The sequence below is a fragment of the Actinomadura sp. B10D3 genome (genome assembly GCF_039871695.1).
GTDB lineage: Bacteria > Actinomycetota > Actinomycetes > Streptosporangiales > Streptosporangiaceae > Spirillospora > Spirillospora madurae.
In genome coordinates, this window is the sequence record NZ_JBDPLY010000045.1 from 21,366 (window position 1) to 46,969 (window position 25,604).

The window sequence follows — 25,604 nt, forward strand, 5'->3', positions numbered from 1 at the left end:
CATGCCACGCGGGTCACTTTGAAGGGCCTCGGCCTCAACTGAGACCCTGCCGTCATGAGCCAAGTGCTGGTGGCATCGAACCGGGGGCCGGTCTCGTTCTCGCTGTCGGAGGACGGGGAGCTCACCATGCGGCGCGGGGGCGGCGGGCTGGTGTCGGGGCTCGCCGCCGTCACGGGCGCGCCGCGCGACCCCGGGCCGCCGCGCCCGGCCGGCACGCACGCGGAACCGGCCGGCCGGGATCCGGACGTCCTCTGGGTGTGCGCGAGCCTCGGAGAGGCCGATCGGACGGCCGCTCGCCGGTCACCGGACGGCCGCCTGGACCTCGCGGGTTACGAGACCGGCGGCGCCGCGGTGCGGATGCTCGACATCCCCGAGGCGACGTTCCACCGTGCGTACAACGCCGTCGCCAACTCGACGCTGTGGTTCGTCCACCACCTTCTGTACGACACACCGCGCAGCCCGCATTTCGATGCTCGCTCACGGCGCGACTGGCAGTCCTACGAGGCGTACAACGCGGCCTTCGCGAACGCTCTCGCACGGGACGCCTCCCAGGGCGCGAAGGCGGCCGTGCAGGACTATCACCTGTCGCTGGCACCGCGGATGTTGCGTGACCGCCGTCCCGATCTGAGGATCGTCCACTTCTCTCACACGCCGTGGGCGCCGCCTGAGTACTACAGGCTTCTCCCAGAGGACATCGGTACGCAGATCCTTCTCGGCATCCTCGGCGCTGACCACGCAGGGTTCCTCACCGAGCGGTGGGCGTCGGCGTTCCTCGACTGCTGCGAGTTTCTACCTGGGGCGCGCGTCGATCGGTCTGCCCGCACGGTCACCTGTGCAGGACACACCACTCACGTGGGCGTGCATGGTCTCGGCGTGGACGGGACGGCGTTGCGCCAGCGCGCGGCAGAACAAGACGTCACCGAACGGGCGCGCGCACTGCGCGAGCAGGTGGGCGATCGGCAGCTCATCGTGCGGATCGACAGGACGGAACTGTCCAAGAACATCGTGCGAGGGCTCGCCGCGTACCGCGAACTGCTCGTCAACCATCCGGAATGGCGCGGCCGCGTGGTCCACCTGGCGTTCGCGTACCCGTCCCGCTACGACCTTCCCGAGTACCGGGAGTACACGGCGGCCGTCCAGCGGATGGCGAAGCAGATCTCCGACGAGTTCGGCACGCCCGACTGGGATCCCCTGATCCTGCAGGTGAACGACGACTACCCGCGTTCCCTCGCCGCCTACGGTCTGGCTGACGTCCTGCTCGTCAACCCGATCCGCGACGGCATGAACCTCGTCGCGAAGGAGGGGCCCGTCCTGTCGCGGCACGGCTGCGCGCTGGTGCTGTCCCGGGAGGCGGGCGCGGCGGCGGAGCTGTCCGAGGACGCGCTGATGGTCAACCCGTACGACGTGTCGCAGACGGCGGAGACCCTCCATCAGGCCCTGCTCATGCCGCGCGCCCGGCGGGCCGAACGCTGCGCCCGGCTCGCGGCGGCGGCGACGGCGCTGCCTCCGCAGCGCTGGTTCGCCGACCAGCTCGCCGCCCTGGACCCGGCCGGGTAGCGGCGCGCCGTCCACCGGGCGATGAGGGCGGCGCGCCGCGAGCCGGGTCAGGGCGCGCTGCTGGTGGACCGTTCGGCGGACAGGAGGGACGCGACCGGGTTGGGTTCGTGGTGCTGCTTCCAGCGTTCGCGCAGCGCGGCCTTGCTCTGCGCCATGCGGCGGTGGGCGGCGGTCCGCGTGAAGCGGGCGAGCTGGGCCGGGGGCGGCTTCGGCAGGCCGCTCGGCTCGTACCCGTACTCGGCGAGCCGCTCGCCGAACGCCGCCTCGGCCAGGCTGATCTCCCAGGGGTCGAGGCGTTCCGCCCACGCCCCGATGCGGCTGGTGGTGACGGCCTCGTGGGTCCGCTCGTGCCATCGCTTGCGGGACGGGACGATCCGCTTCGCGAGCCCTTCGGGGTGCGTCATCGCCGGGTCGAAGTCCTCGTCGAGGAACGTGCAGAGCCGGGTCAGCTCGTCGCCCGGGTCGGCGACGAGACGCTCGTACTGCAGCTCGTAGTAGGTGTCGGGGCCGAGGCGCTCGGCGAGCCGCCGGCCCCGGTCGATCGTCTCCCGCCAGGCGCAGACCGCGTGGTGGACGTCTCCGTCGAACCACGGCATCTCCAGCAGCGACGCGACGCAGTCCCTCCCGTCCCGGACGAGGTGGACGAACTGGGCGTCGGGGAACAGGCGCAGCAGCGTCGGGACGTGCTGGGAGTAGCTCGGGCGCTTGTCGCCCCAGCGCTGCTTGCCGTGCAGGCGGGCATAGGCGCGGAACACGATGCCGATCGCCGAGCCGAGCGTCGGCGGCCCGGCTTCGATCTCCTCGATGAGCCGGTCGGGGTCCATGCCGAGCGCGTGCACCTTGGTGGACCGGTCCCCGATGATCCACTCGGCGAGCCGCCGCCTGTTCTTGCTCTCCTGGAGGTCACCGAACTCGCACCGCGCCGTATAGGCGGGCAGGACGAACTTCGTCTCCGCGGGGATCGCCAGGCGGGGATGCGAGTGGAGCATCAGCCGCAGCAGCGTCGTCCCCGAGCGGGGGCAGCCGAAGATGAAGAGCGGGCGGTCGTGGCAGGGCGCCTGTCCAGGTGACATGCACCGCATGCTGGTGCAGAGACCCAGCTCACAGCCCCGGTCCTGGACGCACCGTTGCCGCCCGATGACCGACCTTTGACGGGCGTCCGGTCAGGTGTAGGACTCCCCGAGCGTCTGCCGGACCTGCTTGCGGGCTTCGTGGATACGGGACTTGACCGTGCCGAGCGGGAGCTTCAGCTGCTCGGCGATCTCGGCGTACTCCAGCTGGGAGACGTCCCGCAGCACCAGTGCCTGGATGAGGTCGGGCTTGCGGGCCTCCAGGTCCTCCATGGCGTCCAGGATGTCGACCCGGGACCCGGCGATGACGCTGGTCCGGCGCGGGTCGGGGCGCTGCTGCGGGAGCTCGCCGGCCTGCTCGACCGAGCGGCGCTTCAGCGACCGGTAGGTGGAGCGGGCGGAGTTGGCGACGACGACGTGCAGCCAGGTGCTGAACCGCGACCTGCCCTCGAACCGGTGGATGTTCCGTGCCACCTGCAGCAGCGCGTCCTGGCAGGCCTCTTCGGCGTCCTGCCGGCAGGGCAGGAACCGGGAGCTGTGCCGCAGCACGTCAGGCTCGATCCTGCGGAGGAGCTCGTTGAGGGCACCCTGGTCGCCCTGGGCCGCCCGAACCGCCAGCTCCTCAGTCCTTTCGTCGAATGCCATGCCGCCTCAATGCTCGTTCGCGCGCTCACCCCGTTTGCTGGGATGATACGGGAGTGTCGTTCCCACCTTCAGTAGGCCGCTACCGAATCGATCGCGTCCTGGGTTCGGGTGCGTTCGCCTCTGTGTGGCTGGGCCAGGATGACGCCCTGGATTCCCAGGTCGCCATAAAGGTCCTGAACGAGAGCCTGATCGACGATCTCGACGTGCGCAACCGTTTCCTGGAGGAGGCCCGGATCCTGCGCCGCGCCGACTCCGAGCGGCTGGTCCGCGTCCACGACATCGGCGAGCTGCCCGACGGGCGCCCTTACTTCGTGATGTCGTACGCGGACCGCGGCACGCTCGGCGACCGGATGCGCGAACGGCCACTTCCGGTCAACGAGGCCATTGCGCTCGCCGAGCAGATCGCCTACGGCGTCGAGGTGATCAACACCCTCGGCGTGATCCACCGGGACCTCAAGCCCTCCAACGTGCTGTTCCAGTCGACACCGGACGGCGGCGAGAAGCTCCTCATCGCCGACCTCGGCCTCGCCAAGGCGCTCGCGCACGCGTCCGGCGCCTTCACCCTGCCGGTCGGCACGCCCGGCTACATGTCGCCGGAGCAGGCGCGTTTCGGCGGCGGGCTGGACGTCCGCGCCGACGTGTACGGGCTCGGCGCGCTGACGTACCACATGGTCACCGGACGCCCCCCGGGCCCGGCGCCCGTGAAGAAGGCGCCGAGCGAGATGCGCGAGGGACTGTCCCCGGCGTTCGACCAGGTCGTCCTGCGGGCGCTGGAAGTCGAGCGGGAGAAGCGGTGGCCGACCGCCGAGGCGTTCGCCGAGGCGCTGTCCACGCTGCGGCCGACGTCCGCACCGGCCCCCGCCGCGCCGGGTCCGGCCGCGCCGGGTCCGGCCGCGCAGGCGCCGGCGCAGGTGCCCGCCTACACGCCGCAGCTCGACGCGGACGCGACCGTCCAGGACTTCTACCGCGACGGCAGCCAGGCCCAGCCGCCGCAGCCCGCGCCGCAGCCCACCCCCCAGCCCGCGCCGCAGCCGGGCCCCGGCCCGGGCGTCCCGCCCGCCACGCGGTTCGACCGTCCCGGCGAGGACGACGTCCACACCTCCGAGATGCGCGTCCCGCAAAGGCCGCAGGACGGCGAGGCCACCATCGTGGACGGCCCGAGCGGGCGCGCCACGCCGTTCGGGCAGGCGGAGCAGCCCACCGCCCCCGACAACGACAATGACCGCACGATCGCGTACCAGGCCCAGCCGCAGGCGCCGGTGCCGCGCGACGACAAGACCTCGGTGTTCCCGACCCAGCCGCCCCCGCAGAACGGCGCCCCGCAAGGCGCCCCGCAGGGCGTCCCGATGCAGCAGCCGATGGGCCAGGGCGGCGGACAGCCCTTCGGCCCGCCGCCCACCGGCTTCCAGCCGCCGCCTCCCGGCCCCGTCCAGGGCGGCGGGCAGCAGGGCGGCGGCGCGCCGAAGAAGTTCGTCACGCCGCTGATCATCACGGTCGTCGTGCTGGTGGTCGCGCTGATCGGCGGGCTGATGCTCGGCCTGCTGTTCTCCGGCGACGACGGCGAGAAGGAAGAGAAGAAGACCCCCGCGATCCCGAAGGACTTCGTGGCCGTCTCCGACGCCGCGGGCAAGATCAAGACGGCGGTGCCGAAGGCTTGGCCGAAGCAGAACCAGGAGCAGACGTGGACCCCGTCCACCGTCAACCTGAACGACGCCCAGCCGCGGCCCGTCCTGCGGGCGACACCGAACAAGGCCGCGTTCCTGGGCAACGGCAAGGGCCCCGGCGTCTTCGTCGGCGTGACCACTGACGTGCGTCCCGGCCAGCTCCCCCCGCCGAGCGCCGCCCAGCACTCCCAGTGCACGAAGGCCGCCCCGGAGAACTACACCACCCCCGACGGCGCCCTCAGCGGAACGATCACCCGTTTCACCGCCTGCAAGACCGGCACCCCCTCGGTCACCGAGGTCGGCCTCAAGGACAAGTCCGGCAAGTTCGGCCTGTGGATCCGCGTCAAGGAAACCGACGACCGGGACGCCACCAAGGACATCCTCGACAACCTGAAGGCGGCTCTTTAACCCAGGGGGGCGACCCCCTGGAACCCCCGTTGCGGGCGGGCAACCGTTTCCCGATCCGCTGGCGCGTCTCGTGAACCGGCTCCCCGCCCGTCGGGTCGGGCGACCTCCGGGCGCAGAGCGCCCTCCGGCCGCCCGACCCGCGAGTCACGGGCTGAGCCCCGCGCCCACGCTCACCACCACTCCAAGAGCCCAACGAGCGTGCACTACAAAGAGCGCTCTCAAAGCAGACGCGATGGCTTGGTTTGGGGTTCGAAGCTCAGCCGGGGGCACAGGCAGGCGCGTGGGGCGAGTGCAGCGGGCGGAACGCGCATGCCCGTCGACGCAGGCGATCGCAGCGACGCCGCGCATGTCAGAACGGGCACGACAGTCCGCAACCGCGGCGGGAGGATCGCCTGCGCCGTAACGGGATATCCAGGAGGTCGCCCCCATGGGTCAACGCAACTGGACATCATCCTGTCAGCGATATATCGTTGATGCGTCGCAACCGATCGATAGTTAAGGAGACTGCGATGCATGAGCACATGATGAGAGGACGTGGCGGCGGGTTCCGGGGGCCCAAGGAGCGTGGGCGGCGCGGAGATCCGTTCGGGGCCTGGGGGCCCGGGCATCGGGGCCGTGGTGGGCGCGGACGGCGGATGCGGCGCGGGAACGTCCGGGCCGCCCTGCTGGCCCTGCTCGCCGAGCGGGCCATGCACGGCTACGAGATGATCCAGCAGCTGGACGAGCGCACCGGTGGTGTCTGGCGGCCGAGCCCCGGGTCGGTCTATCCGACCCTGCAGATGCTGGAGGACGAGGGCCTGGTCAGCAGCGAGGAGGACGGCGGCAAGCGGCTGTTCTCCCTCACCGATGCGGGACGCGAGGAGGCGTCGGCGCAGACCACCGCCCCCTGGGACGAGGTCACCGAGGCCGCCGGCGAGAACGTCCTGCGCGGGCGTGAGGCGATCGGCCAGCTGATGGTCGCCCTGCAGCAGGTGATGGCCGTCGGCAGCGAGGCGCAGAAGGCGCGTGCGCTGGAGGTCGTCAACAACTCCCGCCGCCGCCTGTACGGGATCCTCGCCGACGACCCCGAGGCGGAGTGAGCCGGTTTCACCGTCCGTTCGGGAAGGGGGCCTGCTTGGCGAGCTGGTCGGCCATGTAGAGCTGCTTCCACACGTACAGGCCCATGTCCGAGCGCTTGACGCTCTGGTCGACGGGGACGTCGACCGTGGCGCGCACCAGGTACGCGGCGCCCGGCGGGATGTACTTGTCGCCGCCCTCGCCCGGGATGAGCGCGCCGCCGGAGAGGCGCCGGACGACCTGGCTCCTGGTCGGCGGCGTGCACATTTCCTCGGGGACGCCGGCCTGCGGCATGCAGCGCCCGCGGGCATTCGGGGCGACGAGGTCGCCCTTGACGAACACGTCGCCCGGGAAGTCGAGGAGGACCTTCTGCGACGTCGGGTTGCTGAGGATGTACTCGATGTAGGGGAACGACGTCCCGGACGGCGGGGTGGACTGGAACGTCGTCACGACGCCCTCGCTGACCCCGGACGTCACGGTCGCGATCCGGTACTTGGAGCCGTCGGCGGTGCCGACGGTGATCGGGGTGCCCGCGGGGGGCAGCTCGCCGCCGGCGCCGGGAGGCCGCCCGCCGGCGGCCGCGGCGTCCAGCCCGGAGTCGCCGCCGGAGCCGGGGGTCAGCACGAGCCCGGCCGTGACCAGGCCGGCCAGGGCGAGCACGCCCGCCGCGACGAGACCGCCGCGGCGCCCCGCGCGCCGGCGCGCCTGGCGCTGCCGCTCGCGCTCCCGCGAGCCCAGCCGCACCTGGACGCCGCTGGTCTCGTGGACGCCCATCGGTCCCGTGGTGGAGTTGCGCTCCTTCTGGACGTCTCTGACGGTGGCTCGCGTCGTGCGCTCGGGCGGTGACTGCGGAGGCGTCCCCCAGACGCGCGGCGGCGTCTGCGCGGGCCGCGGCGTCTGCGCGGACGGCGGCGTCTGGACGATCGGGCGCTGCGGGGCGTCCGGCGGGATCGGTGCGCCCGGCGGCCGTACGGGGGTCCCCTCCCGCGGCGTGGCCTTCGGTATGCCCTGGGAAGGCGTGTGCCTGATCTCGCCTGGACGGCGCGGAAGTCCCGCCTGGGTGTCCACCGTCTAGCCTCCCCATGTCGTCCGTGTGGCTTCCCCGTCACACCACACTTACCGCAATTCACCATATTTTGGCTCAATTGGACCGCTGGTCCACCGCCGCCCGCAGAGTCGCGCGAGATACGACAAGTGCGATCACGACTCTTGTCACTCCGCCAACAATCCGGGCGGCCCGGGGCGGCCCAGTCAGGGCGTGCGGTAAGGCCCGTCCTTCAGGAGAGGGAGCCGGCGAGCGTCTCCAGGAGTTCGACGACGCCCGCCGGGCCGTCGGTCACCACGTCCGCCCGCTCGGCGAGCGCGGTCACCTCGGCCGAGCCGCTGCAGACCAGCACGCCGGGGACGCCCTCCGCGCGCAGCGCGTCGACGGCGTCGAACGCGGCCAGGTCGCCCAGGTCGTCGCCCGCGAACAGCACGGCGGACGGGCGGGCGCCCCGCGCGCCGGTGAACTCGTCGACGTACGAGCGCAGCGCCTTGCCCTTGTCCATGCCGTGCGGGCGCAGTTCGAGGACGAGCCGTCCGGGCTCCACGGTGAGCCCGGTGCGCTCGGCGAGCGCGGCGATGATGCTCCGCAGCCGTTCGAGCGCGACCTCCGGTTCGGCGCACCGCCGGGTGTGCACGGCGAGCGCCTGCCCCTTGTCCTCGACGAACGTCTCCGGCGGCGCGCCCGCCGCGGCGAGGACGCCGGGTAGCTTGGCGCGGGCCTCGGCGACGCCCGGGGGCGGCTCGGGCTCGGTCAGCACGCCGGACTCCCACCGTTCGAGCCCGTACTGCCCGAGGACGACGAGGCCGTCGATGCCCTCGAACCCGCCGTACTCGACGGCCACCGCGGCGGGACGTCCGGTGACGATCACCAGCGAGCCGACCAGCGGGGCCAGCCGGGCCAGGGCCGGGGCGGCGCCCGGATGGGCCCTCGCGGACGCCGGGTCGGCCACGATCGGCGCGAGCGTGCCGTCGAAGTCGAAGCCGAGCACGGCCCCGGCCGGATTCTTACCGATCGCGTCAAGGCCGTCCGCACCGGCGGCCGTCACAGAGCGGGGAGAGTTCACGTGACCAGTGTCGGTCAGGTCAGGGCCGGATTCCGAGTCGGCGCGCGGCGCGGCTCCGCTGCCGCTGTGTCCGCATCCGGCGGAGGCGCTTGACGAGCATGGGGTCGCACTCCAGCGCCTCGGGTCGGTCGATCAGGATGTTGAGGAGCTGGTAGTACCGCGTCGCCGACATGTCGAACAGCTCGCGGATGGCCTGCTCCTTGGCTCCGGCGTACTTCCACCACTGCCGCTCGAAGGCGAGGATCTGGCGGTCGCGCTCGGACAGCCGGCCGGCACTGAAGGCGGCGTCGTCCGCGCCGCCCTCCTCGTCGCCGATGCCGGGTTCGGCCGGGGGTCTCGGGGGTGCGTGGTCCGTGGATCCGTCCCGCGGGGGGACGTCACCAGGGGGGCCACCGGGGGCGTTCGCCGCTCGCATCAGGTCCCCTCTGTGGTTACTGATCCCGGGTCGTCCGGGTTCGGGCGGGTGCCATGCTACGCGTCCGGGCCGACAAGTACCGGCGTTCGCCGGGAACCGGAACCGGTGGTTCAGTGCATCACATCCCTGCTCACCTGGGGCTCTTTCGCGTCGTGTGTCTCGTGGGGAAGGAGTGCCCCGGCGGTGCGCAGTAAATATGCACACTACATGCGTTACAGTGGGTGGTCCGCAGCGTCCGGCGCCCGGCCACGGCGACCATGGAACGGAGACCTGACATGGCGACGGAGACTCCCGCCACGGGACGGCCCGCCGAGCCGGACGCGCCGCCGGACGGGAACGACCCCGACCTCTCCGACATCGCCACCGCGCTGTTCCGGCTGCGCCGCGTCTGGGCCAAGCCCGACCTCGTGAAGCGGATCCGCGCGCAGACGTCCGCCTGCGCCGACGGGCGCCCGCTGCAGCTGTCGAACCTCATGGTGGTCAACGCCGTCGCCGCGCTCGGCGACGACGCCCCCGCCGACGCGGAGGAGGCGGGCGAGGTGACCGTCGGCGCCGTCGCGGAGCGGCTGGAGATCGACCCGTCCACCGCGAGCCGGCTCGTCGGGCACGCCATCGACGCCGGCCTGGTGTCGCGGCGCCCGTCCCCCGTGGACGCGCGCCGCGCCAACCTCGGGCTGACCGAGGCCGGGCGGCGCGTCAAGCAGGTCTCCGACCGGTTCCGCCGCGCCTACCTCGACGAGCTCATGGCGGGCTGGCCGGCGCGGGACCGGGCCGAGTTCGCGCGGCTGCTCACCCGCTTCGCCGACGCGGCCGTCCGGGCACCGATGTACCCGGACGGCGTCGACCGGATCTTCCAGGAGGCGGGCGCCGAGTAGGCGCCGCGTCAGTCCCCGTTCCGCAGCGCCGACATGCGCATCAGGTACTCGTCCTCGTCGATCTCGCCGCGGGCGAACCGCTCGGCGAGCACCGACCGCGCCTTGGCCATCGGGTCCGCCGCCGCGGCGGCGGCCGTGGCGGTCGTGTTCATCCTGCGGCGGATGAAGTAGAACGCGGTCCCCAGCACGGCCAGCCAGAACAGGCCGAACGTGATCGGGAAGACCGGCCAGAACGCGGGGGCGTCGCCGTCGTGCCAACCGCCCGGACCCATCTCCGTCACCTGCGTCGCCAACATCGTCAACATGGTTCATCGACCCTTCCTGTGTTCGGATACGTCGATGCTCGGCGACGGGTACGGGCCCCCGCATCGTCTGGCCGGAGGCACCCGCGCTACGCCCGCCGGAGTACCGCGGTCACCACCAGGGTGGCCGGTAGTCCTCGTCGTCGGCGGGACGCGCACCGCGCGAGTGCCGGCCGCGCGGCTCGTCACCGGCCTGGTCCTGCGGCGGGAGGGGCCCGTCCGGCGGCCCATGGTCGGTGGCGCCGGGCGGCGGGACGGCGGGGAAGGCCCCGGTGGACGGCTCGTCCGCCGGAGGTACGGGCGGGGGCGGCGGCTCGTCGGCCGGCTCCGGGGATACCGCGGAGAGCGGAGCGGTGCCGCCCTCGGGGACGCCCGGCATGTCGAGGGCGCCGCGGCGGAACGCCTCCCAGTCGTCGTCATCGAGCGCCGACGGCTCGCTCCTCGCCGGGGAGCCGTTCAGGCCGGCACCGTTCAGGGCGGCGCCGTCGCCGCCGGTCCCGTTGTGGCCGTTGCCGTTGAGGACGTCGTGGCCGTTCCGGACCCCGTTCCCGTTCCCGCCGTTCACCCGGAACTCGCCGGGGACGAAGGGGCGCAACTCGCCCGGCATCACCGGTGGCCCCTTCGGCTCGATGGGCGGGAGCGGCTCCTGCCCGTCCCACGGGGAACCGCCCGGGTCGGGGTCGGCCGGAGCCGGAGCGGGGTCGGCCGGGACGTCCCAGAGCGGCGCGTCCAGCGGGCTGGGGGCGGGCTGGGGCACCTCCCGCGCGTCCGGCGACGGGGCCTCCTCGCCGAAGGCGGGCCCCGGGTACACCTCGTTGTTCTGGAACAGCGGCGCGTTGACGGGCGCGACGGTGGGCGCCGGGCGGGGCGCCGCCGGCGTGGACGCCCCGGACGGAACGGCGGACACCGGCGCGCGCGGGGCGGACGGCAGCCCGTAGTCGGCGACCGCGTCGGTGTCGCCGGTGTCCTCCTCCGGGCGGCGCCGCTGCCGCCAGCCGAGCACCAGCCCGAGGACGATCAGCAGCCCACCGCCGCCGAGGACGAGCGGGAGCAGGACGCCGGAGTCGCGCACCGGCGACGCCGCGGCGGGCTCCGGCGTGGAGGCCGGGGGCGGCGGCGTCTCCACCGGGCCGCTGGAGGTCTTGTTGATCTCGTTGGCGGCGACGAGGGTGCGCACGGCGTCGACCGTCCCGCGGCAGGTGGCCGAGCCGGTCGGGCGGCCGGCGCGGGCCGGGGACCCCTGGATGAGCGCGCGCCTGACCTCGTCCGGGCTGAGCCGCGGGTAGCGGGCGCGCACGAGGGCGGCGACCCCGGCGACCATCGCCGACGAGGCGCTGGTGCCCGTCCCGACGACGTAGCCGTTGCTGGCGTCGGCGCTGACGATCTCGACGCCGGGCGCGCAGACGGCCGCGCCGGAGCGCCGGTTGCTGTCCTTCCAGAGGCGCAGCCTGCGGTCGAGCGCCCCGACGGCGATCACACCCGGGTAGGCGGCGGGGAAGTTCCTGCGGTTCGCGCCGGAGCCGTCGTTGCCCGCCGAGGCGATCAGCACGACGCCCTTGCCGAGCGCGTACCTGATCGCCTTCTCCTGGGACGGCGTGCCGTTGTAGGACTGCCGCCCGCCGCCGAGGGACATGTTGATGATCTGGGCGCCGTGGTCGACGGCGTACCGGATGCCCTGCGCGACGGCGTCGCGGTCACCGGTGCCGGCCTGCTGGCCGTTGTCGCGCCGCAGCGGGTCGTCGTTCTCCAGCGTGACGCGGATGGACAGGACGCGGCTGAGCGGCGCGACGCCCATCATCCCCTGCGCCAGGCCCGGCCCGTGGCCGTGGCCGGAGATGATGCTCGCCATCGACGTCCCGTGCAGGCCCCAGTAGCGGCTGCCGGGCTTGCGCAGGCCGCCGGTGAGATCGGGCCCGTTGATCACGTGCCCGGTGAGGTCGGGGTGGCGCCGGTCGACGCCGGTGTCGAGGACGGCGATGGTGACACCGCGCCCCCGGGAGTACCGCCACGCCTTCTGGGCGCGCAGCGCGTCCAGGTGCCATTCGCGGGAGCGGATCTGGTCGGTCGGCGCGGCGCGCAGCGGTGCGGCGGCACCGGCCGCGGCCCCGCGGACGGCGTGCCCTCCGACGGGGGCGCCGGGGATCATCGCCACCGGCACCGCCACGGCGGCGCCGAGCGTGACGGCGGTCAGGGCCGCGGTCGCGCGGGATCCGAGCCGGGGCACCGGGCGTGCCGGGCGCGGGTGCGTCCGCCGGGTACGCGCAGGACGGCGTCGACCGGCTCCGGACACGCCGCCGCACCTCCCTCCGGCAGACCGCCGCGCTCCACGGCGGGTGACATTCTGCCACGCGAACCTGCCACGGCCCGGGCACTCGGCACATTAGGGCACGGTCCGGGACAGCCCGGATCGCCCCCCTCGCCCTGGCCGGCCGGGCTTCTCGCTACCCGCCGGTAACCCGGACCGCGAGGGAATGTTAACCCGCCCACATGGGCGTGTCGGCGCGTCCCCGCCGGGCCGGGGCTCAGCGTTCGTAGCGGCGGTGCCTGCGGCGGTTCCGGAAGCTCGCCACGATCGCGACGCCGATCATGGCCAGGCCGATCTGGAAGACCAGCTCGATCCAGTCGATCCCGTTGGTGGTGTCCACGCCGACCTGCTGCGCGATGGCCGTCCCGGCGATCGCGGCGACGATGCCGACGACCACGGTCATGATGACGCCGATCGACTGGCGTCCGGGCAGCAGCAGCCGGCCGAGCGCACCGATGATCGCGCCGATGACGATCGCGGTGATGATCCCTGTGATGTTCATGCCCTGCCTGTGCCCAATCCAGGCGGGTCGTCACGTGGCCGGGTCGTCCCGCATGGACCGCAGGTCGTCGAAGGTCAGGGCGGGTCCGCCGAGCTCGGACGGCCGTCCGCCGCGCAGCCCGTCGACGATCAGGTCCAGGTGCCGGTGCGCCAGCTCCGCGCCCGTCTCCGGCGGCATCGGTCCGGGCATCGGGCGCGACAGCCGGACGAGCATCATCCCGACGTCGGCATGGGTGACGTCCGGGCGCAGGTCGCCGTCCTTCTGGGCGGTGGTGACGAGCTCGCGCATGACGGCGACGCCCTCGTCGCGGACGGCCGCGATCTCCTCGTCGTCGAACGGGATCTCGTTGAGCAGGACGGGGAACACGGCGCCGATGCCGATGTCCAGGACGCGGTGCATGTACCGGACGAGCGCGGCGAAGGCGCTCGGCTCCTCGTCCCGGGCGCACATGACCTCCTCGGTCGTGCGCCGCAGCGCGTCCAGCGCGACCGCCCTGATCAGCGCCTTCCGGTCGGGGAAGCGCCGGTAGAGGGTGGCGATGCCGGTGCCGGCGCGCCGCGAGACGTCCTCCAGGGGCGCGCCCGGCCCCTGCTCGACGAACACCTCCCGGGCGGCGGCGAGGATCCGTTCACGGTTGTCGCGCGCGTCGGCCCGCAGCGGCCGCTCCTTCGTTCCCATGCGCCGAGCGTAGCAAATAAGTGGAGACAAATCCTCCGGACCGTGTTACGGTGCTTGAAAGTGGAGAAAAATCCTCCGGAAGGAAGCCGCCATGAGCACCGCCACCGCCCTCGGAACCGCCGCCCGCTCCGCCGGCCCGCTGGTCGTCGAGGCGACCGGGTCCGCCGACGTCCGCGCCGCGGTCCTCGCCTCCCGCGAGCTGGGCGTCCCGCTCACCGTCCAGGCCACCGGGCACGGCACGGTCGTCCCGCCGGACGAGGGGATGCTGCTGAAGACGTCCCGGATGTCCCGGGTGCTGGTCGACCCGTCCCGCCGCGTGGCCCGGGCCGGCGCCGGGGCCCGCTGGAGCGACGTGATCGCCGCCGCCGCGCCGGTCGGGCTCTCCCCGCTGTCGGGCTCGCACGCGTCGGTCGGCGTCACCGGCTTCACCCTCGGCGGCGGCGTCGGCTGGCTGTCCCGCCGGTACGGGTTCGCCGCCGACCACCTGCTGCGCGCCGAGATCGTCACCGCGGACGGACGGCACCTGACCGCCGACGCCGGCCACCACGGCGACCTGTTCTGGGCGCTGCGCGGCGGCAGCGGCAACTTCGGCGTCGTGACGTCACTGGAGTTCCGGCTCCAGCCCGTCTCGACGGTCTACGCGGGGGTCGCGCTCCACCCCGCCGAACGGGCCGCCGCCGTCCTCACCCGGTTCCGGGACGAGGCGGACCTCCGCCCGGACGCCCTCTCCGTCTCGGTCGCGCTCACCGACCACCCCGCGCACGGCCGGGTCGTCGCCGTCCGCGGCGTGTACGCGGGGTCCGCGGCGGACGGCGCGCGGGCGCTGCGATCACTGCGGAACGCCGCCGGACCTCCCCTGGAGGACACCTTCCGGACGATGCCGTACGCCGAGACCGAGTCGCTCGGCGGCACCCCGCCGCAGCACTTCCACCTGTACGCCGACCTGCCCGACGCGCTGATCGACGCGATCGCCTCCAGCGACGCGGCCGGGATCGAGGTCAAGCACTGGGGCGGCGCGATGGCCCGTCCGGGCGCGGACGCGGGTCCCGTCGGGCACCGCGGCGTCCCCTTCTCCCTCACCGTCGACGGCCCCGACGCGGGGCTCGCCCCGTACGCGACCGGCGGCTCGTTCCTGAACTTCCTGCACGACACGTCCAGGACGGCCGACGCCTACACCCCGGAGAACCTCCGGCGGCTGCGCGAGGTCAAGCGCGCCTACGACCCGCAGAACGTGTTCCACCGCAACCACAACATCCAGCCCGCCTGAAATGCGAGGAACCTGCCATGACCACGCTCACCTCCGCCCCTGCCTCGTCCGGGAAGCTCGACCGCAACCTCGTCACGATCGGCCTGGTCGTCGTGCTCGGCGCCGTCATGTCGGTGATCGACGCGACCGCCGTCAACGTCGCCACCCGGACGCTCGCCGAGGACTTCGGCGCCTCGATCACGTCCGTCCAATGGGTCCTGACCGGCTACATGCTGGGCCTGGCCGCCGTCATCCCGGTCACCGGCTGGGCGACCGAGCGGTTCGGGGCCCGCCGCGTCTGGATCGGCGCGCTGGGGCTGTTCCTCCTCGGCTCCGCGCTGGCCGGCCTCGCCTGGTCGATGCCCGCCCTGATCGGCTTCCGCGTGCTGCAGGGCATCGGCGGCGGCATGATCATCCCGGTCGCGCAGACGATCCTCGCGCAGGCCGCGGGGCCCTCCCGGATGGGCCGCATGATGGGCTTCATCGGCCTGCCCATGCTGCTCGGGTCGGTCGCCGGGCCGATCGTCGGCGGCCTGATCATCTCGACCGGCGGCTGGCGCTGGATCTTCCTCGTCAACCTGCCGCTCGGGGCCGCCGCCATCGCCGCCGCACTGCGCCTGCTGCCCGCCGCGCAGGGGCGGCCCGCCCGGCTGGACGTCCGGGGCCTGATCCTGCTGTGCGGCGGCGTGACGGCGTTCGTCTACGGCACCACCGAGGCCGGACGTCCCGGCGCCCTCGACGCCGTCCGCACCTGGACGATCCTGGGCACCGCCGTCGCGCTCGTCGTCCTGTACGTCCTGCACGCGCGGGGCCGTTCCGCCCTGATCGACATCGCGCTGTTCCGCGAGCGGGGCTTCGCCGCGGCCGCCGTCACCAACGTCGTCGTCGCGGTCGCGCTGTTCGGCGTCCTGGTCCTGCTGCCGCTGTACTGGCAGGTCGTCCGCGGCCACGGCCCGCTGGCCACCGGCCTGCTCCTCGCGCCGCAGGCGCTGGGCGCGGCCGTCGCCATGCCGCTGGCCGGACGGGTGACCGACCGCGTCGGCGCCGGCCTCGTCGTCCCCGCGGGGGTCGTCCTCGGCCTGCTGGGCACCGTCGCCTACACGCAGATCCACGCGGACACCTCGCCCGTCCTGCTGGCCGCGGCCCTGTTCGTCATCGGTCTCGGCCTCGGCGCGACGATCATGCCGTCGATGGCGGCCGCCTACCATGGCCTGCCGCCGGCGATGATCCCGCGGGCGACCAGCGCGATCAACACCCTGCAGCGGATGGGCGCCTCCGTCGGGACCACCGCCCTCGCCGTGATCCTGCAGCACGAGATCACCGCGCAGGCGCCCGCGACGGCCGGCGCCGCCCTGGCCCCGCTGCCGGACGCGGCCCGGACCGCCGTCGCCCCGCTCCTCGCGACCGCCTTCGGGCACGCCTTCTGGGCCGCCCTCGCGATCGGGGCCCTGGCCGTCGTCCCTGCGCTGCTGCTGCCGCGGCGCGCGGCGCCTACCTCCGGATGACCCGCACGGGAACCGGCCCGGCCGGGCGGAACGTGATCTCCGCCCGGCCGGGCACGCGCGTGCCCGGCAGAAGGTCGAGCCGGTGCGTCCGGCTGATCGTGGCGAGCACCAGGGTCGCCTCCAGCATCGCGAAACCGGCGCCCACGCAGATCCGCCGCCCGCCTCCGAACGGCAGGTACGCGTAGCGGGAGCGCCGCTGCTCGCCCATGAACCGCTCCGGCTGGAAACCTTCGGGATTGGGCCAGACGCCGGGATTGCGATGGATCAGATAGGGCGGGACGGCCAGGGTCGCTCCGGCCGGGACGGGCACCCCGGCGAGCTCGTCGTCATCGACGGCATCGCGCTCGATCGTCCAGGCGGGCGGGCACAGGCGCATGGCCTCCGACAGGACGGCCTTCGTCCAGGGCAGCTGGTCGACGTCCTCGGCTTTCGGCTCCCTGCCGCCGAGAACGTCATCGACCTCGCTCTCCAGCCGTTCCCTGGCGGCCGGATACCTCGACAGCAGCATGAACGTCCAGGCCAGCGAGGCCGCCGTCGTCTCGTGGCCCGCCAGGAGGAGCGTCAGGACCTCGTCCCGCAATTCCTCTTCGTCGAACTGCCCGCTCTCTTTGAGCAGGTTCAGCAGTTCTCCACCGGACGGCCCCCGGACGACCCGCTGCACCATCTCCTCAAGATGGCCGAGAGCGCCGCCGAGGCCGGGCACCCGCCGGTAAACGCCTCGCTTCGCGGTCGCTCTCGGCAGGAACGTCCCGACGACGGCTCCTCGTTGAAGGGCCTCAAGGGCGCGGCCCGTCCGTCCGGCCTCGCCGCTCAGCTCACTTCCGAACAGGGCGCGGCCCACGATTCCGAGCGTCAGTTTCCGCATTTCGGCCGCCACGTCGAGCGCCACTCCGTCCGGCCATCGCCGCACGATCTGCTCGGTCGTCTCCACCATCTGCGGCGCGAACCCGACGACGTGCCGGTGCGAGAAGACCGGCTGGACGACGCGCCGGTGCCGCCGCCACGTCTCCCCCTCGCTCGTCAGCAGGCCGTCCCCGAGAACGGCGCGCAACGGCCGATAGGTGAACGCCTTCACGTAGTTGTCCTGATTGGCGACGAGAACGCGCTCGGCATGCTCGGGCCGCGACAACAGGTAGAACGCGCGCCTCACCCCGAACGGCACCCGGACGGCGTCCCCGTACCGGGCCGAAAGGTCGACGTACGTCCGCAGCGGATTCCGGGCCATCCGCCCCCACCACCGAAGTGCGTCCACGCCCGCGGCCGGCCCCGCAACACCCGTCTGCGTCATGCCCCAACCGTAGGAAGCGGCCCAGCCGCCGACAACCCCGCGGTGGTCCCGGGCATTGGCCGCGCACACCATTGAGATGCGGTGCCCGGCTACGGTGTCCGCGGTTCAGAGGGCTCGTGCCGGCGGCACGATCTCGCCCACGGCACCCGAGGCCTCCAGCCGGACCACCGTGGCGCCGCGCTCGCACTCCCACGTGGTCACGTTCGCGAAGGTCGTCTCCCCGTGGCGCCAGAGCCCGCCGTCCTGGTGGATGTGGCCGAACATGTGCAGCTTGGGACGGACCTCCCGCACCCGGGCCAGCAGATCCTCACACCCGTGCCGTCCCGGGTAGGCGTTCGCGTCGCCGATCCCGAGCGGCGGCCCGTGCGTGACCAGGACGTCGACACCGTCCGGAATCATGGCCCATTTCTCCGCGAGACCGCTGAAGCGTTCACGCCGATGAAGTCCCGGACGGCCCGCGGGGGTTGCCGGCTTGGATCAGCGCAGAAGGGTGTTGCGCAGCGTAATGCTGTGCCGGAGTCGCAGCCTGCGCAATTCGTAGTAGGCGAGCGCGGACACCGTCAGCGGCGCGCCCAGCAACAGCGCTGTGGCCAGGGTGCCCGGCACGCCCTCATAGGCGTTGGTGAACAAGTTGACCACCGCCATCACCCAGGACGCCGACACGCTGACCAGCGGCGGGACCAACTCGTGAATGTCGGCCGTCCGGAACACGTTCGTCAGCGACAGGACGATTCCGTACAGCGCGAAAGGCGCCATCCACAGGAACAGGATCACGCCTCCGGGGATCAGGACGATCGGCCCGGCCGCGTCTCGCAGGCCTTCGAACTCGGGCGCCATCGCGAGCGCGAAGGTGAACATGGAGCCGAACATCGCCCCGACCGCGATCAGCGGGTAGCGGAGCCTGCGCGCGAACGCGCCCCGGTTCGGCGGCCGGGCGGCCATGATGAAACCGCCCACCACCAGCGGGAGCGCGCAGGTGAGGATCAGCACGTTGAGCCAGGCGTCGTTGAACCGCTCGCTCGCCAGTGCGTCGGGAGCGGTGGCCTTGTAGACCACGGCCACGGCGAGTGTCACGACGATGCCCGCCCAGGCGCGGGCGACCTGGAGCTTCCGGACCCGCGAGTCGGTGATCAGGTCCGGGCGCGACGGCCGGAACACCGCCCGTGCCGCGAGAAAGGGGTTCAGCCTCCGGATGCCTCGTGCACCACGGGACGGCGGTGGCGGGTAGGGCCCGGGCGGGCGCGGCGGAGGCGGCGGTGGCGGACCCTGCTCCCAGGGCGGCGCCCCGTAAGGCCCGCGCGGGGGCGGCGGAAGCGGCGGCGGAACGGGCGGCGGCCGTCGTCCGCCCTGGCTCCATGGCGGCGGACCGGCGGGACCTGTCACTGGAACTCCTCCGGCGGGTGTCGTCACAGACTCCCGGAGGACACCCCGGAAAGCGACTCGGGAATATAGTGCATGATCCCGAGCGGTAAGCGAAGTCCATTTGCAGGAGACGCCGTGCTCACGGCCCTTCTGGGTCGGACAGGTGATCAACCGTGTCGCTCCGGTCTAACTCCCCCGGGTGTCTCCCACTCCCCTTCGGGTGTGAGCGCGCGAATGGCTCACACGATGGATGTGCGGCCGATGCGCCGATACGTAGCGTGACGATCCATGATCACAAGGAAAGTCTTGCTCCAGAGTACGGCCGCGGCGGCGCTGGCCGTGGCGGTCACGGCCTCCACCGTCATGGCGGAGACGTCCGCCCCGGCGGAGGCGTCCGGCCACTCGAAGCTGCGGCAGGCCGTGCACCGGCTCACCGGACCGGACGGAGCGCCGGGCGCGCTCGCGCGGGTCGACACCGACCGGGACCACGAGCTGGTGATCACCAGCGGCGTCTCCGACATCGAGACGAACGCGCCGGTTGACCCCCGCAGCCACTTCCGGATCGGAAGCCTGACCAAGCCGTTCACGGCCACCACGGTGCTCCAGCTCGTCGGCGAGGGCCGGATCGATCTCGACGCCCCGGTGGAGCGCTACCTGCCCGGTGTGGTGCGCGGCGCCGACAACGACGGGCGGGAGATCACCGTCCGCCAGCTGCTCCAGCACAGGAGCGGGCTGCCGGACGTGCTGAAGTACATGCCCCCGCTGGACGTCCTCGAGGACCCGCTCCGGCACTGGGAGGCACGGGAACTCGTGGACATCGCCCTCCCCCACCCCCGGGAGTTCCGTCCCGGCGAGAAGTTCGGCTACTCCAACACGAACTACCTCCTGGCCGGCATGATCATCGAAAGGGTCACCGGGAAGACGTATGGCGAGGAGATCCGGCGGCGCATCATCGACCCGCTCGAACTGGACGACACCGAAGTGCCGACCGACGTGCCCGACCTCCCTCTCCCTCACACTGAGGGGTACGTGCGGCCGGGGGACGACCTCGTGAACATCACCCGCCTCAACCCGACCGTCGGCGGAGCAGCAGGCGGAATGGTCTCCAGCGCCTCGGACATCAACCGCTTCCTTTCGGTCCTGCTGCATGGACGCCTTCTGAAGCCGGCCCAACTCCACGAGATGATGGACGCTCTTCCCACAGGACGGACATCGGGCTCGAAGTACGGGCTGGGTCTGGAATGGTTCCCCGTCAAGGGCTCCGCGGCCTGTAAGAAGGGCTTCTGGGGACACAACGGCGACATGCTCGGATTCAGCGTCCGCGCAGGCGCCATCAAGCACCGCAAGCAGGCCACGGTGATGGTCAACCTGAACCCAGGCGGCGGCCCGACGCTGGACGAGGCCATGGAGAAGGTGCTCCCCACCGCCCTCTGCGACAACTGACCAGCGCTCGCGAGTCCTCTGGTGCATCGCGCAGCGCCCCGGCCGTCCGGCCAACGCCCAGGAAGCTCCGGCCTCGTGCCGTTGGCCGAGGCCGGGGCTCGCTTTCGGGGCCGGACGATCGGCCGGGGCTGAACTCAGGCGTTCCGAGGCCTGCGGAACTCTTCGACCAGCACGGGATACTGCTCCCCGGCGTGCCCGGCGGCGATCGAGCGGTCGGCGATCGCCTTGAACAGCTTCGGCATTTCGGCGTTGACGCCCACCGCCTCGCTCTCCTCGATCAGGTGCGTCATCGCCCGGACGTCCGTCTCCAGCGCTGACACCTCAGCCGGGTAGGAGCCGCTGTCGACCTGCTCGGCATATCCGGGGAGCCACTCGACCACAACGGACGCGAGTTGCTGGGCGAAGGGCGTGAACGTCGCGGCGTCGACGCCGGCCGTCCCGAGCAAGGCGGTTCCTTGGAGCCAGGCGTTCAGAATGCCCCACATCATGGTCAGTCCGGCCACGTCGTAGAGCGATGCCAACCCATGGTCGGCACCCAGGTAGGTGGTGCTGCCGAGCGCGCCGAGCATGGCCTTGTGCGCCTCGAAGTCTGCTTGCGGTCCGCTGAACAGGATCAACGCCTCCGCGGTTCCGATCGCGGGCGGGACGGCCATGATGGCGCCGTCCAGGTAACGTGCCCCGCTGCTGCGCCTACCAGCAAGCGCCTAGGGCGTTCAGCCACATAGCAGGTCTTCCCAAGTGGCCTGTTCGTCCGTTGGTACCACCGCGTCATAACTCTCGGCGTCATAGCGCGCCTCACCGCGTTCGAGGAGGTCTGCGTACCGGCTCAGGAAATCCGCGAAGTCCGAGCCCGCCACCGAGAATGAACATTCGTCCCTGGTGTAGATGACCTGACCACGGTTGCCCGCCGGGCCGGGAACCAGGTCGAGGTACATGTAGGAGATCCCCTCGTTCTGGGCCATCGGCAGACGGCCGGCCGCGGTCACAGTCGGGAAGTCACGAACGCGGTCGGACTCGCCGGTGTCCTCCTCCATCCCCTCGAAGTCTCCTTCGTTGCCGAACCGGGTCTCAGCGGCCCGCTCCTCCCGCCACAGCGCCACGGTCTCCCGCAGTGTGAGCAGGTACATCCCGTTTGGCAACCACTCGTGCGGCACGTAGCCGGTCTCGATCTGACCGTCGTGCACGAGCAATGACGCTCGATATGACGCCGGGAACGAATGGCCAAGCGCCCGTTCCGCCGCATCAATCTCCGTCAACGCCGCAGGCGGGTTGAACATCTCCTCCACCGGGGGCAGCGCAGGCTCGGACGCTATCCAGCGCTCAATACGCCGCCACGACTCTCGCACCACGTCCACCCGCCGCTCCACGTCCAGTAACAGAGGACGGCCCTCCGTCCATGATCACGAAGGTTCATGCTGCCACGATCAGGACAAGAAGGTCACCGGCGCCAGTTCCGCAAGCCCAACCTCAGGTTTCGTCGCGCTCGAGATGCCGGCGGGCATCATCGGCCCGCGCGACCCACGCGGGATCCGGCATCCGCTGGAAGCGGTGCTGGGGATTGCGGTGGTAGCGACAAACTGGGGTCGGTGGCGGCCGATCTGCCCAAGCACCTGCTGCGGCTGCCGGACGCCCCTTGGGACTGCGCGCGCCGCCGGTTCACCGCGTCGAGTGCCGCCACGCTACGACGGGTACCGAGCGCATTGACGCTGACGTGCAGCTCGCTAAGGAACCGACTAGTGCGCTTCGGCGGGTCGCCATTAGGCTCGCACCCGGTCGACACACCCCACGGGGTGTCCACGGCGAACGGGACATCGCCATCGCCGCCCAATAGCAGGAGCCCTCGCGGTTCAGCCGCCTCGCTCGCCGCACTGTGCCGCAGCAGCTTCTCGAAGGCGGCGAGGTCGCGGTCGGCCACAGCGACCCGCCACATATCGTCGATCTCCTCGATTTCCATGATCGCGACACTAGCCACCGGCGCTGCCGGCGACTCACTGCAATCGCCCTGCCCCAGACCGGCGTTGTTTGTCGCCGGTCAACCCGCAAGCAGGGCGGCCACCCAGACCGCCCGGTCGTCCGACCGCAGCGGCGGGGCCTGTTCAGAGCCTCGTGCGAGTCCGACGCCGGTAGTAGGCGACGGTGACGGCGGCGAGGAGAGGCCCCCAAGCGACCAACGGCACGTAGCAGACGATGGCGACGATGCCCTGCCAGGTGTCGGTGTTGAGAGGAGCGTTGGCCCCCAACGGACGTCCCGCCACATTTCGTCCAAGCGCCAATGCGACGCATGACCACGTCCACAGGATGGTCAGGATGGTTGCGCCGAGAGCCGCCGGCACCACGGCCACGGGCGTCGGCACCCGGCGTCCACGCAGGAAGGGAATCCACCGAGGGAACACCTCGCCCCATGTCGCGACGAGCCCCACGGCGGTGAACGCGAGCAACTCCGAGAACACCGAGAGCAGCACCACGTATAGCTCCAGCGGCATCCACGACGGTAGGTCACCACTGGCGTCCGGCCCCACGTCCTTCATGATCGGCAAGTGGAGGGTGACCGCCGCGATCCGCCACAGGCTGGACGGCAACACGGTGAGCGGAACGAGCAGCGCAGCCACTCGCGCCCAGCGCGGTACCCCGGCCACAGGTGCGTGCGCACCAGCCCAGACAGCCCGCAACCGAGGCAACCACGGCTTACGAGGAGCGACAGCGAAATCAGTCATGCCTCGAAGATCGCGTGCAAGGCCAGGTCCTCGCCTCCCCCACCGGCACGACCACCATCCCCCACCAGAGGGATCTCCTACGACAAGCCCCGCCAACGCCTCCGGCCTCCGACGGCGACCGCTCGACGATGAGAAGCACGCCGGCCCCGCAGGTGGTGCCGATGAAACCGGCCCCGCGCGCGGGTGTCACTGTGGAACCGTTGATCATTGTCCCTGCTCAGCGGCGCCCTCCATCCGCGTGGATCGCGGTGCTGCTGGAAGCCGGACGGTGGCTTGACGACCGACGGTCGTCCTCAGATGGGGAACTCAGACCTGCCAACCGCCTGCGGCGGCGGTGGACTTGGCGAACTCGGCGAAGGTCCGCGGTGGGCGGCCGAGGGCGCGCTGCACTCCGTCGGAAACGTACTCGTCCTTGCCCTCCCTCAGGGGCTCGATGACGTCCGCGAAGCTTGCGGCGTCTGCGGGCGACCATCCCTGCTGGACGAGTTCGGCGACGTAGTCCTGGACGGCGAGCGGCACGTAGCGGACTTCGCGGCCGGCGGCCTCGGAGATCGTGGCGGCCGCCTCGGTCAGCGTCACCGCCCGAGGGCCGGACAGCTCATAGATCTGGCCCGCGTGCCGATCCTCGGTCAGCGCGGCGACCACCACCGCGGCGATGTCCTCTGCGTCGACGAAGGCGGCCGCCCCGTCGCCCGCGGGCAGCCGCAGCTCACCGGCACGAACGGCATCGGCGAAGAAGCCCTCGCTGAAGTTCTGCGCGAACCAGCCCGGCCGGCTGATCGTCCACTCCAGGCCGCTGTCGCGTACAGCGTCCTCGCTGTCAAGCATGCCTTTCAGGACGCCACCGTCGTCCTTGACGTAATTGGGCCGGTCGATCCCGCGCCCAGAGGCCAGCACGAGCCGCCGGACCCCGTGCCTCACCGCACGCTCGACGAAGGGGCGAACGAACTTCGTGCCGTCCAGTTGGACGATGTATACGGCGCGCACGCCCTCCAGTGCTGCATCCCAGGTGCCGCGGTCGCTCCAGTCGAAGGGGTGCTCACCGTTGCGGGTGGCCGCGCGGACCGCTAGGCCCTTGGCCCGCAACTGCTCGACGACGCGGCGGCCGGACTTCCCCGTGGCCCCGGTAACCAGGATCGGATGTTCAGTCATGGCCCCAGCCAACCGGCTACCGCCGAGACGATCCATGGTCGGAAAGCTCCACTTGATGTCTAGGCGTCTACAGTGGGCCTGTGGACGCGGTCTCAGAGCTCTTGGCTGACGTACGGGCGCGCGGCGCGGTCTTCCGGCGGCCCATCATGCGACCGCCCTGGGCCCTGCGGATGGCCGGCGGCGCCCCGCTGACTCTGGCCACGATGCTGAACGGCCACGCCTGGATCGTCCCCGACCAGCACGAACCGGCGCCCATCGGTGTAGGCGACATCGCCGTCATCCGCGGCGACGTGCCCTACACAGTGGCCGACGACCCCGCGACCACCCCCTCGCTCGTGGTGACCAGCGCCGACTACTGCCCAGGCGCCGCAGGCGTCGAGGACGCCTCCGGACCCGCCCGGACCTGTGGAACGCTCACCGACGCGGCGGCAGTACTGATCAGCGGGTCTTTCGAGCGTCGGGGAGAACTCAGCGACCGACTGCTACGGGTCCTGCCCGCCGTGCTGCTGGTGCCGGCCGAGCAAAGTCAGAACCCACCGGTGGAGATGATGGCCGCTGAGGTGGTCAAGGAGCGTCCAGGACAGCAGCTGGTGCTGGACCGTCTGCTGGACCTCATGCTGGTCTCCGCGCTGCGCACCTGGTTCGACAGCCCCGGCTCCGGCGCCCCGGCGTGGTGCCGCGCACTGGACGACCCGGTCGCAGGCGCCGCACTGCGGCTGCTGCACGACTCGCCCGCCCACCCGTGGACGGTGGCAGACCTGGCCTCCAAGGTGGGCGTCTCCCGGGCGGCGCTAGCCCGCCGGTTCACCGCGCTGGTCGGCGAACCGCCGATGTCCTACCTCGCGAGCTGGCGGATCGCCCTGGCCGCCGACCTGCTGCGCGAGACCGACCAGACGGTGGACACGATCGCGAAGAAGGTGGGCTACGCCAACGCCTTCGCACTGAGCGTGGCATTCAAGCGCCTACGCGGCACGCGCCCTAGTGACCACCGAACCCCAGAACGCGCCCGGCAATCCCGCTGAGGCCCACCAGAAACGAACCTGGAGGTGGGCATCCGCGGCGACGGAGGTTGGCATCCAGATGCGGCACCCTGCCCAGCGCAAGCATCTAACGGATGCCGCCTAGCGGATCGTCCGCCAACTCATTCACGATTCTGGCGACGGGATGCTCGGCACGAGGGTGTGCTTCCCCTCGTAGCGTGGAGACCTGAACCAGAGAGATGGTTGGGTCGTGGGAGACAAGAGACGCCGGTTTGATCCGGAGTTCCGCGAGGGAGCGGTGCGGATCGTCAAGGAGACCGGCAAGC

Annotated in this window: 26 protein-coding genes; 8 read left to right on the forward strand and 18 right to left on the reverse strand. The window is 71.9% G+C overall.

All coding sequences use genetic code 11. The annotated features are described in order from the left end of the window. Positions 1-54 precede the first annotated feature (54 nt). Entirely contained in the window at positions 55-1,557 is a 1,503-nt protein-coding gene (locus ABGB11_RS39805; RefSeq protein ID WP_347640733.1) for a trehalose-6-phosphate synthase, read from the forward strand. A 47-nt stretch (positions 1,558-1,604) separates the two neighbouring features. Here ABGB11_RS39805 and ABGB11_RS39810 read toward each other — a convergent pair whose 3' ends face one another. Both ABGB11_RS39810 and ABGB11_RS39815 read right to left on the reverse strand, forming a co-directional pair. Next, entirely contained in the window at positions 1,605-2,630 is a 1,026-nt protein-coding gene (locus ABGB11_RS39810) for a sulfotransferase (RefSeq protein ID WP_347640734.1), read from the reverse strand. A gap of 90 nt (positions 2,631-2,720) precedes the next feature. Then, positions 2,721-3,272: an RNA polymerase sigma factor gene (locus tag ABGB11_RS39815; protein WP_021596209.1), complete on the reverse strand. Its 552-nt coding sequence runs from the start codon at positions 3,270-3,272 to the stop codon at positions 2,721-2,723. Here ABGB11_RS39815 and ABGB11_RS39820 point away from each other — a divergent pair. Continuing rightward, complete coding sequence (locus ABGB11_RS39820) at positions 3,266-5,344, forward strand: serine/threonine-protein kinase (RefSeq protein WP_347640736.1); 2,079 nt, start codon at positions 3,266-3,268, stop codon at positions 5,342-5,344. The two genes, ABGB11_RS39815 and ABGB11_RS39820, sit on opposite strands and share 7 nt — an antisense overlap. A gap of 635 nt (positions 5,345-5,979) precedes the next feature. Then, positions 5,980-6,423 carry a PadR family transcriptional regulator gene (locus tag ABGB11_RS39825; RefSeq protein ID WP_347640737.1) on the forward strand — a complete coding sequence of 148 codons (444 nt, stop codon included), beginning with the start codon at positions 5,980-5,982 and terminating at the stop codon, positions 6,421-6,423. Between the two features lie 7 nt (positions 6,424-6,430). Here the strand turns inward: ABGB11_RS39825 and ABGB11_RS39830 are convergent, their stop codons facing one another. The 3 genes from ABGB11_RS39830 to ABGB11_RS39840 all read right to left on the reverse strand — a co-directional run bounded on the left by ABGB11_RS39830 (position 6,431) and on the right by ABGB11_RS39840 (position 8,827). Then, positions 6,431-7,468, reverse strand: a complete 1,038-nt coding sequence (locus ABGB11_RS39830; RefSeq protein ID WP_347640738.1) for a hypothetical protein — start codon at positions 7,466-7,468, stop codon at positions 6,431-6,433. Positions 7,469-7,677: 209 nt separating this feature from the next. Next, positions 7,678-8,511, reverse strand: a complete 834-nt coding sequence (gene otsB / locus ABGB11_RS39835) for a trehalose-phosphatase (protein ID WP_347640739.1) — start codon at positions 8,509-8,511, stop codon at positions 7,678-7,680. A gap of 19 nt (positions 8,512-8,530) precedes the next feature. After that, positions 8,531-8,827, reverse strand: coding sequence for a DUF3263 domain-containing protein (locus ABGB11_RS39840; RefSeq protein ID WP_347640764.1), 297 nt, complete (start codon positions 8,825-8,827; stop codon positions 8,531-8,533). Positions 8,828-9,201: 374 nt separating this feature from the next. On the opposite strand from ABGB11_RS39840, the gene ABGB11_RS39845 reads away from it, so the two are divergent. Then, positions 9,202-9,801, forward strand: coding sequence for a MarR family winged helix-turn-helix transcriptional regulator (locus ABGB11_RS39845; RefSeq protein ID WP_347640741.1), 600 nt, complete (start codon positions 9,202-9,204; stop codon positions 9,799-9,801). 8 nt (positions 9,802-9,809) lie between these two features. On the opposite strand, the gene ABGB11_RS39850 is transcribed toward ABGB11_RS39845, so the two are convergent. From ABGB11_RS39850 to ABGB11_RS39865, 4 genes are all read right to left on the reverse strand, one after another. After that, positions 9,810-10,097, reverse strand: a complete 288-nt coding sequence (locus ABGB11_RS39850) for an SHOCT domain-containing protein (protein WP_218163944.1) — start codon at positions 10,095-10,097, stop codon at positions 9,810-9,812. A gap of 118 nt (positions 10,098-10,215) precedes the next feature. Further along, positions 10,216-12,327 carry a S8 family serine peptidase gene (locus ABGB11_RS39855; protein ID WP_347640743.1) on the reverse strand — a complete coding sequence of 704 codons (2,112 nt, stop codon included), beginning with the start codon at positions 12,325-12,327 and terminating at the stop codon, positions 10,216-10,218. A gap of 298 nt (positions 12,328-12,625) precedes the next feature. Beyond that, positions 12,626-12,910: a GlsB/YeaQ/YmgE family stress response membrane protein gene (locus ABGB11_RS39860; RefSeq protein ID WP_347640745.1), complete on the reverse strand. Its 285-nt coding sequence runs from the start codon at positions 12,908-12,910 to the stop codon at positions 12,626-12,628. Positions 12,911-12,940: 30 nt separating this feature from the next. Further along, positions 12,941-13,588, reverse strand: a complete 648-nt coding sequence (locus tag ABGB11_RS39865) for a TetR/AcrR family transcriptional regulator (protein ID WP_347640747.1) — start codon at positions 13,586-13,588, stop codon at positions 12,941-12,943. Between the two features lie 91 nt (positions 13,589-13,679). Here ABGB11_RS39865 and ABGB11_RS39870 point away from each other — a divergent pair, with 91 nt between their 5' ends. Beyond that, on the forward strand, positions 13,680-14,855 hold the full coding sequence (locus tag ABGB11_RS39870) for an FAD-binding oxidoreductase (protein WP_347640748.1): 1,176 nt from the start codon (positions 13,680-13,682) through the stop codon (positions 14,853-14,855). Positions 14,856-14,872: 17 nt separating this feature from the next. Next, the gene (locus ABGB11_RS39875) at positions 14,873-16,339 is read left to right on the forward strand and encodes an MDR family MFS transporter (RefSeq protein WP_347640750.1); all 1,467 of its coding nucleotides are present in this window, start codon (positions 14,873-14,875) and stop codon (positions 16,337-16,339) included. Here the strand turns inward: ABGB11_RS39875 and ABGB11_RS39880 are convergent. The 3 genes from ABGB11_RS39880 to ABGB11_RS39890 all read right to left on the reverse strand — a co-directional run bounded on the left by ABGB11_RS39880 (position 16,326) and on the right by ABGB11_RS39890 (position 18,785). Beyond that, positions 16,326-17,627 (reverse strand): cytochrome P450, encoded by a 1,302-nt coding sequence (locus ABGB11_RS39880; RefSeq protein ID WP_347640751.1) that lies wholly within the window; start codon positions 17,625-17,627, stop codon positions 16,326-16,328. The genes ABGB11_RS39875 and ABGB11_RS39880 overlap by 14 nt on opposite strands. Positions 17,628-17,732: 105 nt before the next feature. After that, positions 17,733-18,026, reverse strand: coding sequence for a hypothetical protein (locus ABGB11_RS39885; RefSeq protein ID WP_347640753.1), 294 nt, complete (start codon positions 18,024-18,026; stop codon positions 17,733-17,735). 78 nt (positions 18,027-18,104) lie between these two features. Further along, positions 18,105-18,785 (reverse strand): hypothetical protein, encoded by a 681-nt coding sequence (locus ABGB11_RS39890; protein ID WP_347640754.1) that lies wholly within the window; start codon positions 18,783-18,785, stop codon positions 18,105-18,107. A 510-nt stretch (positions 18,786-19,295) separates the two neighbouring features. Here ABGB11_RS39890 and ABGB11_RS39895 point away from each other — a divergent pair. Continuing rightward, positions 19,296-20,432, forward strand: a complete 1,137-nt coding sequence (locus ABGB11_RS39895) for a serine hydrolase domain-containing protein (RefSeq protein WP_347640755.1) — start codon at positions 19,296-19,298, stop codon at positions 20,430-20,432. 134 nt (positions 20,433-20,566) lie between these two features. On the opposite strand, the gene ABGB11_RS39900 is transcribed toward ABGB11_RS39895, so the two are convergent. The 5 genes from ABGB11_RS39900 to ABGB11_RS39920 form a co-directional block, all read right to left on the reverse strand. After that, the gene (locus ABGB11_RS39900) at positions 20,567-21,049 is read right to left on the reverse strand and encodes a hypothetical protein (protein ID WP_347640756.1); all 483 of its coding nucleotides are present in this window, start codon (positions 21,047-21,049) and stop codon (positions 20,567-20,569) included. A 96-nt stretch (positions 21,050-21,145) separates the two neighbouring features. Continuing rightward, positions 21,146-21,787 carry an SMI1/KNR4 family protein gene (locus ABGB11_RS39905; protein ID WP_347640757.1) on the reverse strand — a complete coding sequence of 214 codons (642 nt, stop codon included), beginning with the start codon at positions 21,785-21,787 and terminating at the stop codon, positions 21,146-21,148. Positions 21,788-21,933: 146 nt separating this feature from the next. Beyond that, entirely contained in the window at positions 21,934-22,386 is a 453-nt protein-coding gene (locus tag ABGB11_RS39910) for a hypothetical protein (RefSeq protein WP_347640758.1), read from the reverse strand. Between the two features lie 142 nt (positions 22,387-22,528). Beyond that, the gene (locus tag ABGB11_RS39915; RefSeq protein ID WP_347640759.1) at positions 22,529-23,041 is read right to left on the reverse strand and encodes a hypothetical protein; all 513 of its coding nucleotides are present in this window, start codon (positions 23,039-23,041) and stop codon (positions 22,529-22,531) included. Positions 23,042-23,452: 411 nt separating this feature from the next. Further along, positions 23,453-24,334 (reverse strand): NAD(P)H-binding protein, encoded by an 882-nt coding sequence (locus tag ABGB11_RS39920; protein ID WP_347640760.1) that lies wholly within the window; start codon positions 24,332-24,334, stop codon positions 23,453-23,455. Positions 24,335-24,378: 44 nt separating this feature from the next. On the opposite strand from ABGB11_RS39920, the gene ABGB11_RS39925 reads away from it, so the two are divergent. Next, positions 24,379-25,320, forward strand: a complete 942-nt coding sequence (locus ABGB11_RS39925) for an AraC family transcriptional regulator (protein WP_347640761.1) — start codon at positions 24,379-24,381, stop codon at positions 25,318-25,320. Between the two features lie 85 nt (positions 25,321-25,405). On the opposite strand, the gene ABGB11_RS39930 is transcribed toward ABGB11_RS39925, so the two are convergent. Then, a partial coding sequence (locus ABGB11_RS39930) for a hypothetical protein (protein WP_347640763.1) occupies positions 25,406-25,604 on the reverse strand: 199 nt, incomplete at its 5' end.

Coding starts and splice junctions, on each gene's coding strand:
- ABGB11_RS39870 (WP_347640748.1), top strand. CDS start 13,680: ATGAGCACCGCCACCGCCCTCGGAACCGCCGCCCGCTCCGCCGGCCCG.
- ABGB11_RS39910 (WP_347640758.1), bottom strand. CDS start 22,386: ATGGAAATCGAGGAGATCGACGATATGTGGCGGGTCGCTGTGGCCGAC.
- ABGB11_RS39810 (WP_347640734.1), bottom strand. CDS start 2,630: ATGTCACCTGGACAGGCGCCCTGCCACGACCGCCCGCTCTTCATCTTC.
- ABGB11_RS39805 (WP_347640733.1), top strand. CDS start 55: ATGAGCCAAGTGCTGGTGGCATCGAACCGGGGGCCGGTCTCGTTCTCG.
- ABGB11_RS39845 (WP_347640741.1), top strand. CDS start 9,202: ATGGCGACGGAGACTCCCGCCACGGGACGGCCCGCCGAGCCGGACGCG.
- ABGB11_RS39875 (WP_347640750.1), top strand. CDS start 14,873: ATGACCACGCTCACCTCCGCCCCTGCCTCGTCCGGGAAGCTCGACCGC.
- ABGB11_RS39850 (WP_218163944.1), bottom strand. CDS start 10,097: ATGTTGGCGACGCAGGTGACGGAGATGGGTCCGGGCGGTTGGCACGAC.
- ABGB11_RS39880 (WP_347640751.1), bottom strand. CDS start 17,627: ATGACGCAGACGGGTGTTGCGGGGCCGGCCGCGGGCGTGGACGCACTT.
- ABGB11_RS39815 (WP_021596209.1), bottom strand. CDS start 3,272: ATGGCATTCGACGAAAGGACTGAGGAGCTGGCGGTTCGGGCGGCCCAG.
- ABGB11_RS39820 (WP_347640736.1), top strand. CDS start 3,266: ATGCCATGCCGCCTCAATGCTCGTTCGCGCGCTCACCCCGTTTGCTGG.
- ABGB11_RS39920 (WP_347640760.1), bottom strand. CDS start 24,334: ATGGATCGTCTCGGCGGTAGCCGGTTGGCTGGGGCCATGACTGAACAT.
- ABGB11_RS39860 (WP_347640745.1), bottom strand. CDS start 12,910: ATGAACATCACAGGGATCATCACCGCGATCGTCATCGGCGCGATCATC.
- ABGB11_RS39885 (WP_347640753.1), bottom strand. CDS start 18,026: ATGATTCCGGACGGTGTCGACGTCCTGGTCACGCACGGGCCGCCGCTC.
- ABGB11_RS39865 (WP_347640747.1), bottom strand. CDS start 13,588: ATGGGAACGAAGGAGCGGCCGCTGCGGGCCGACGCGCGCGACAACCGT.
- ABGB11_RS39825 (WP_347640737.1), top strand. CDS start 5,980: ATGCGGCGCGGGAACGTCCGGGCCGCCCTGCTGGCCCTGCTCGCCGAG.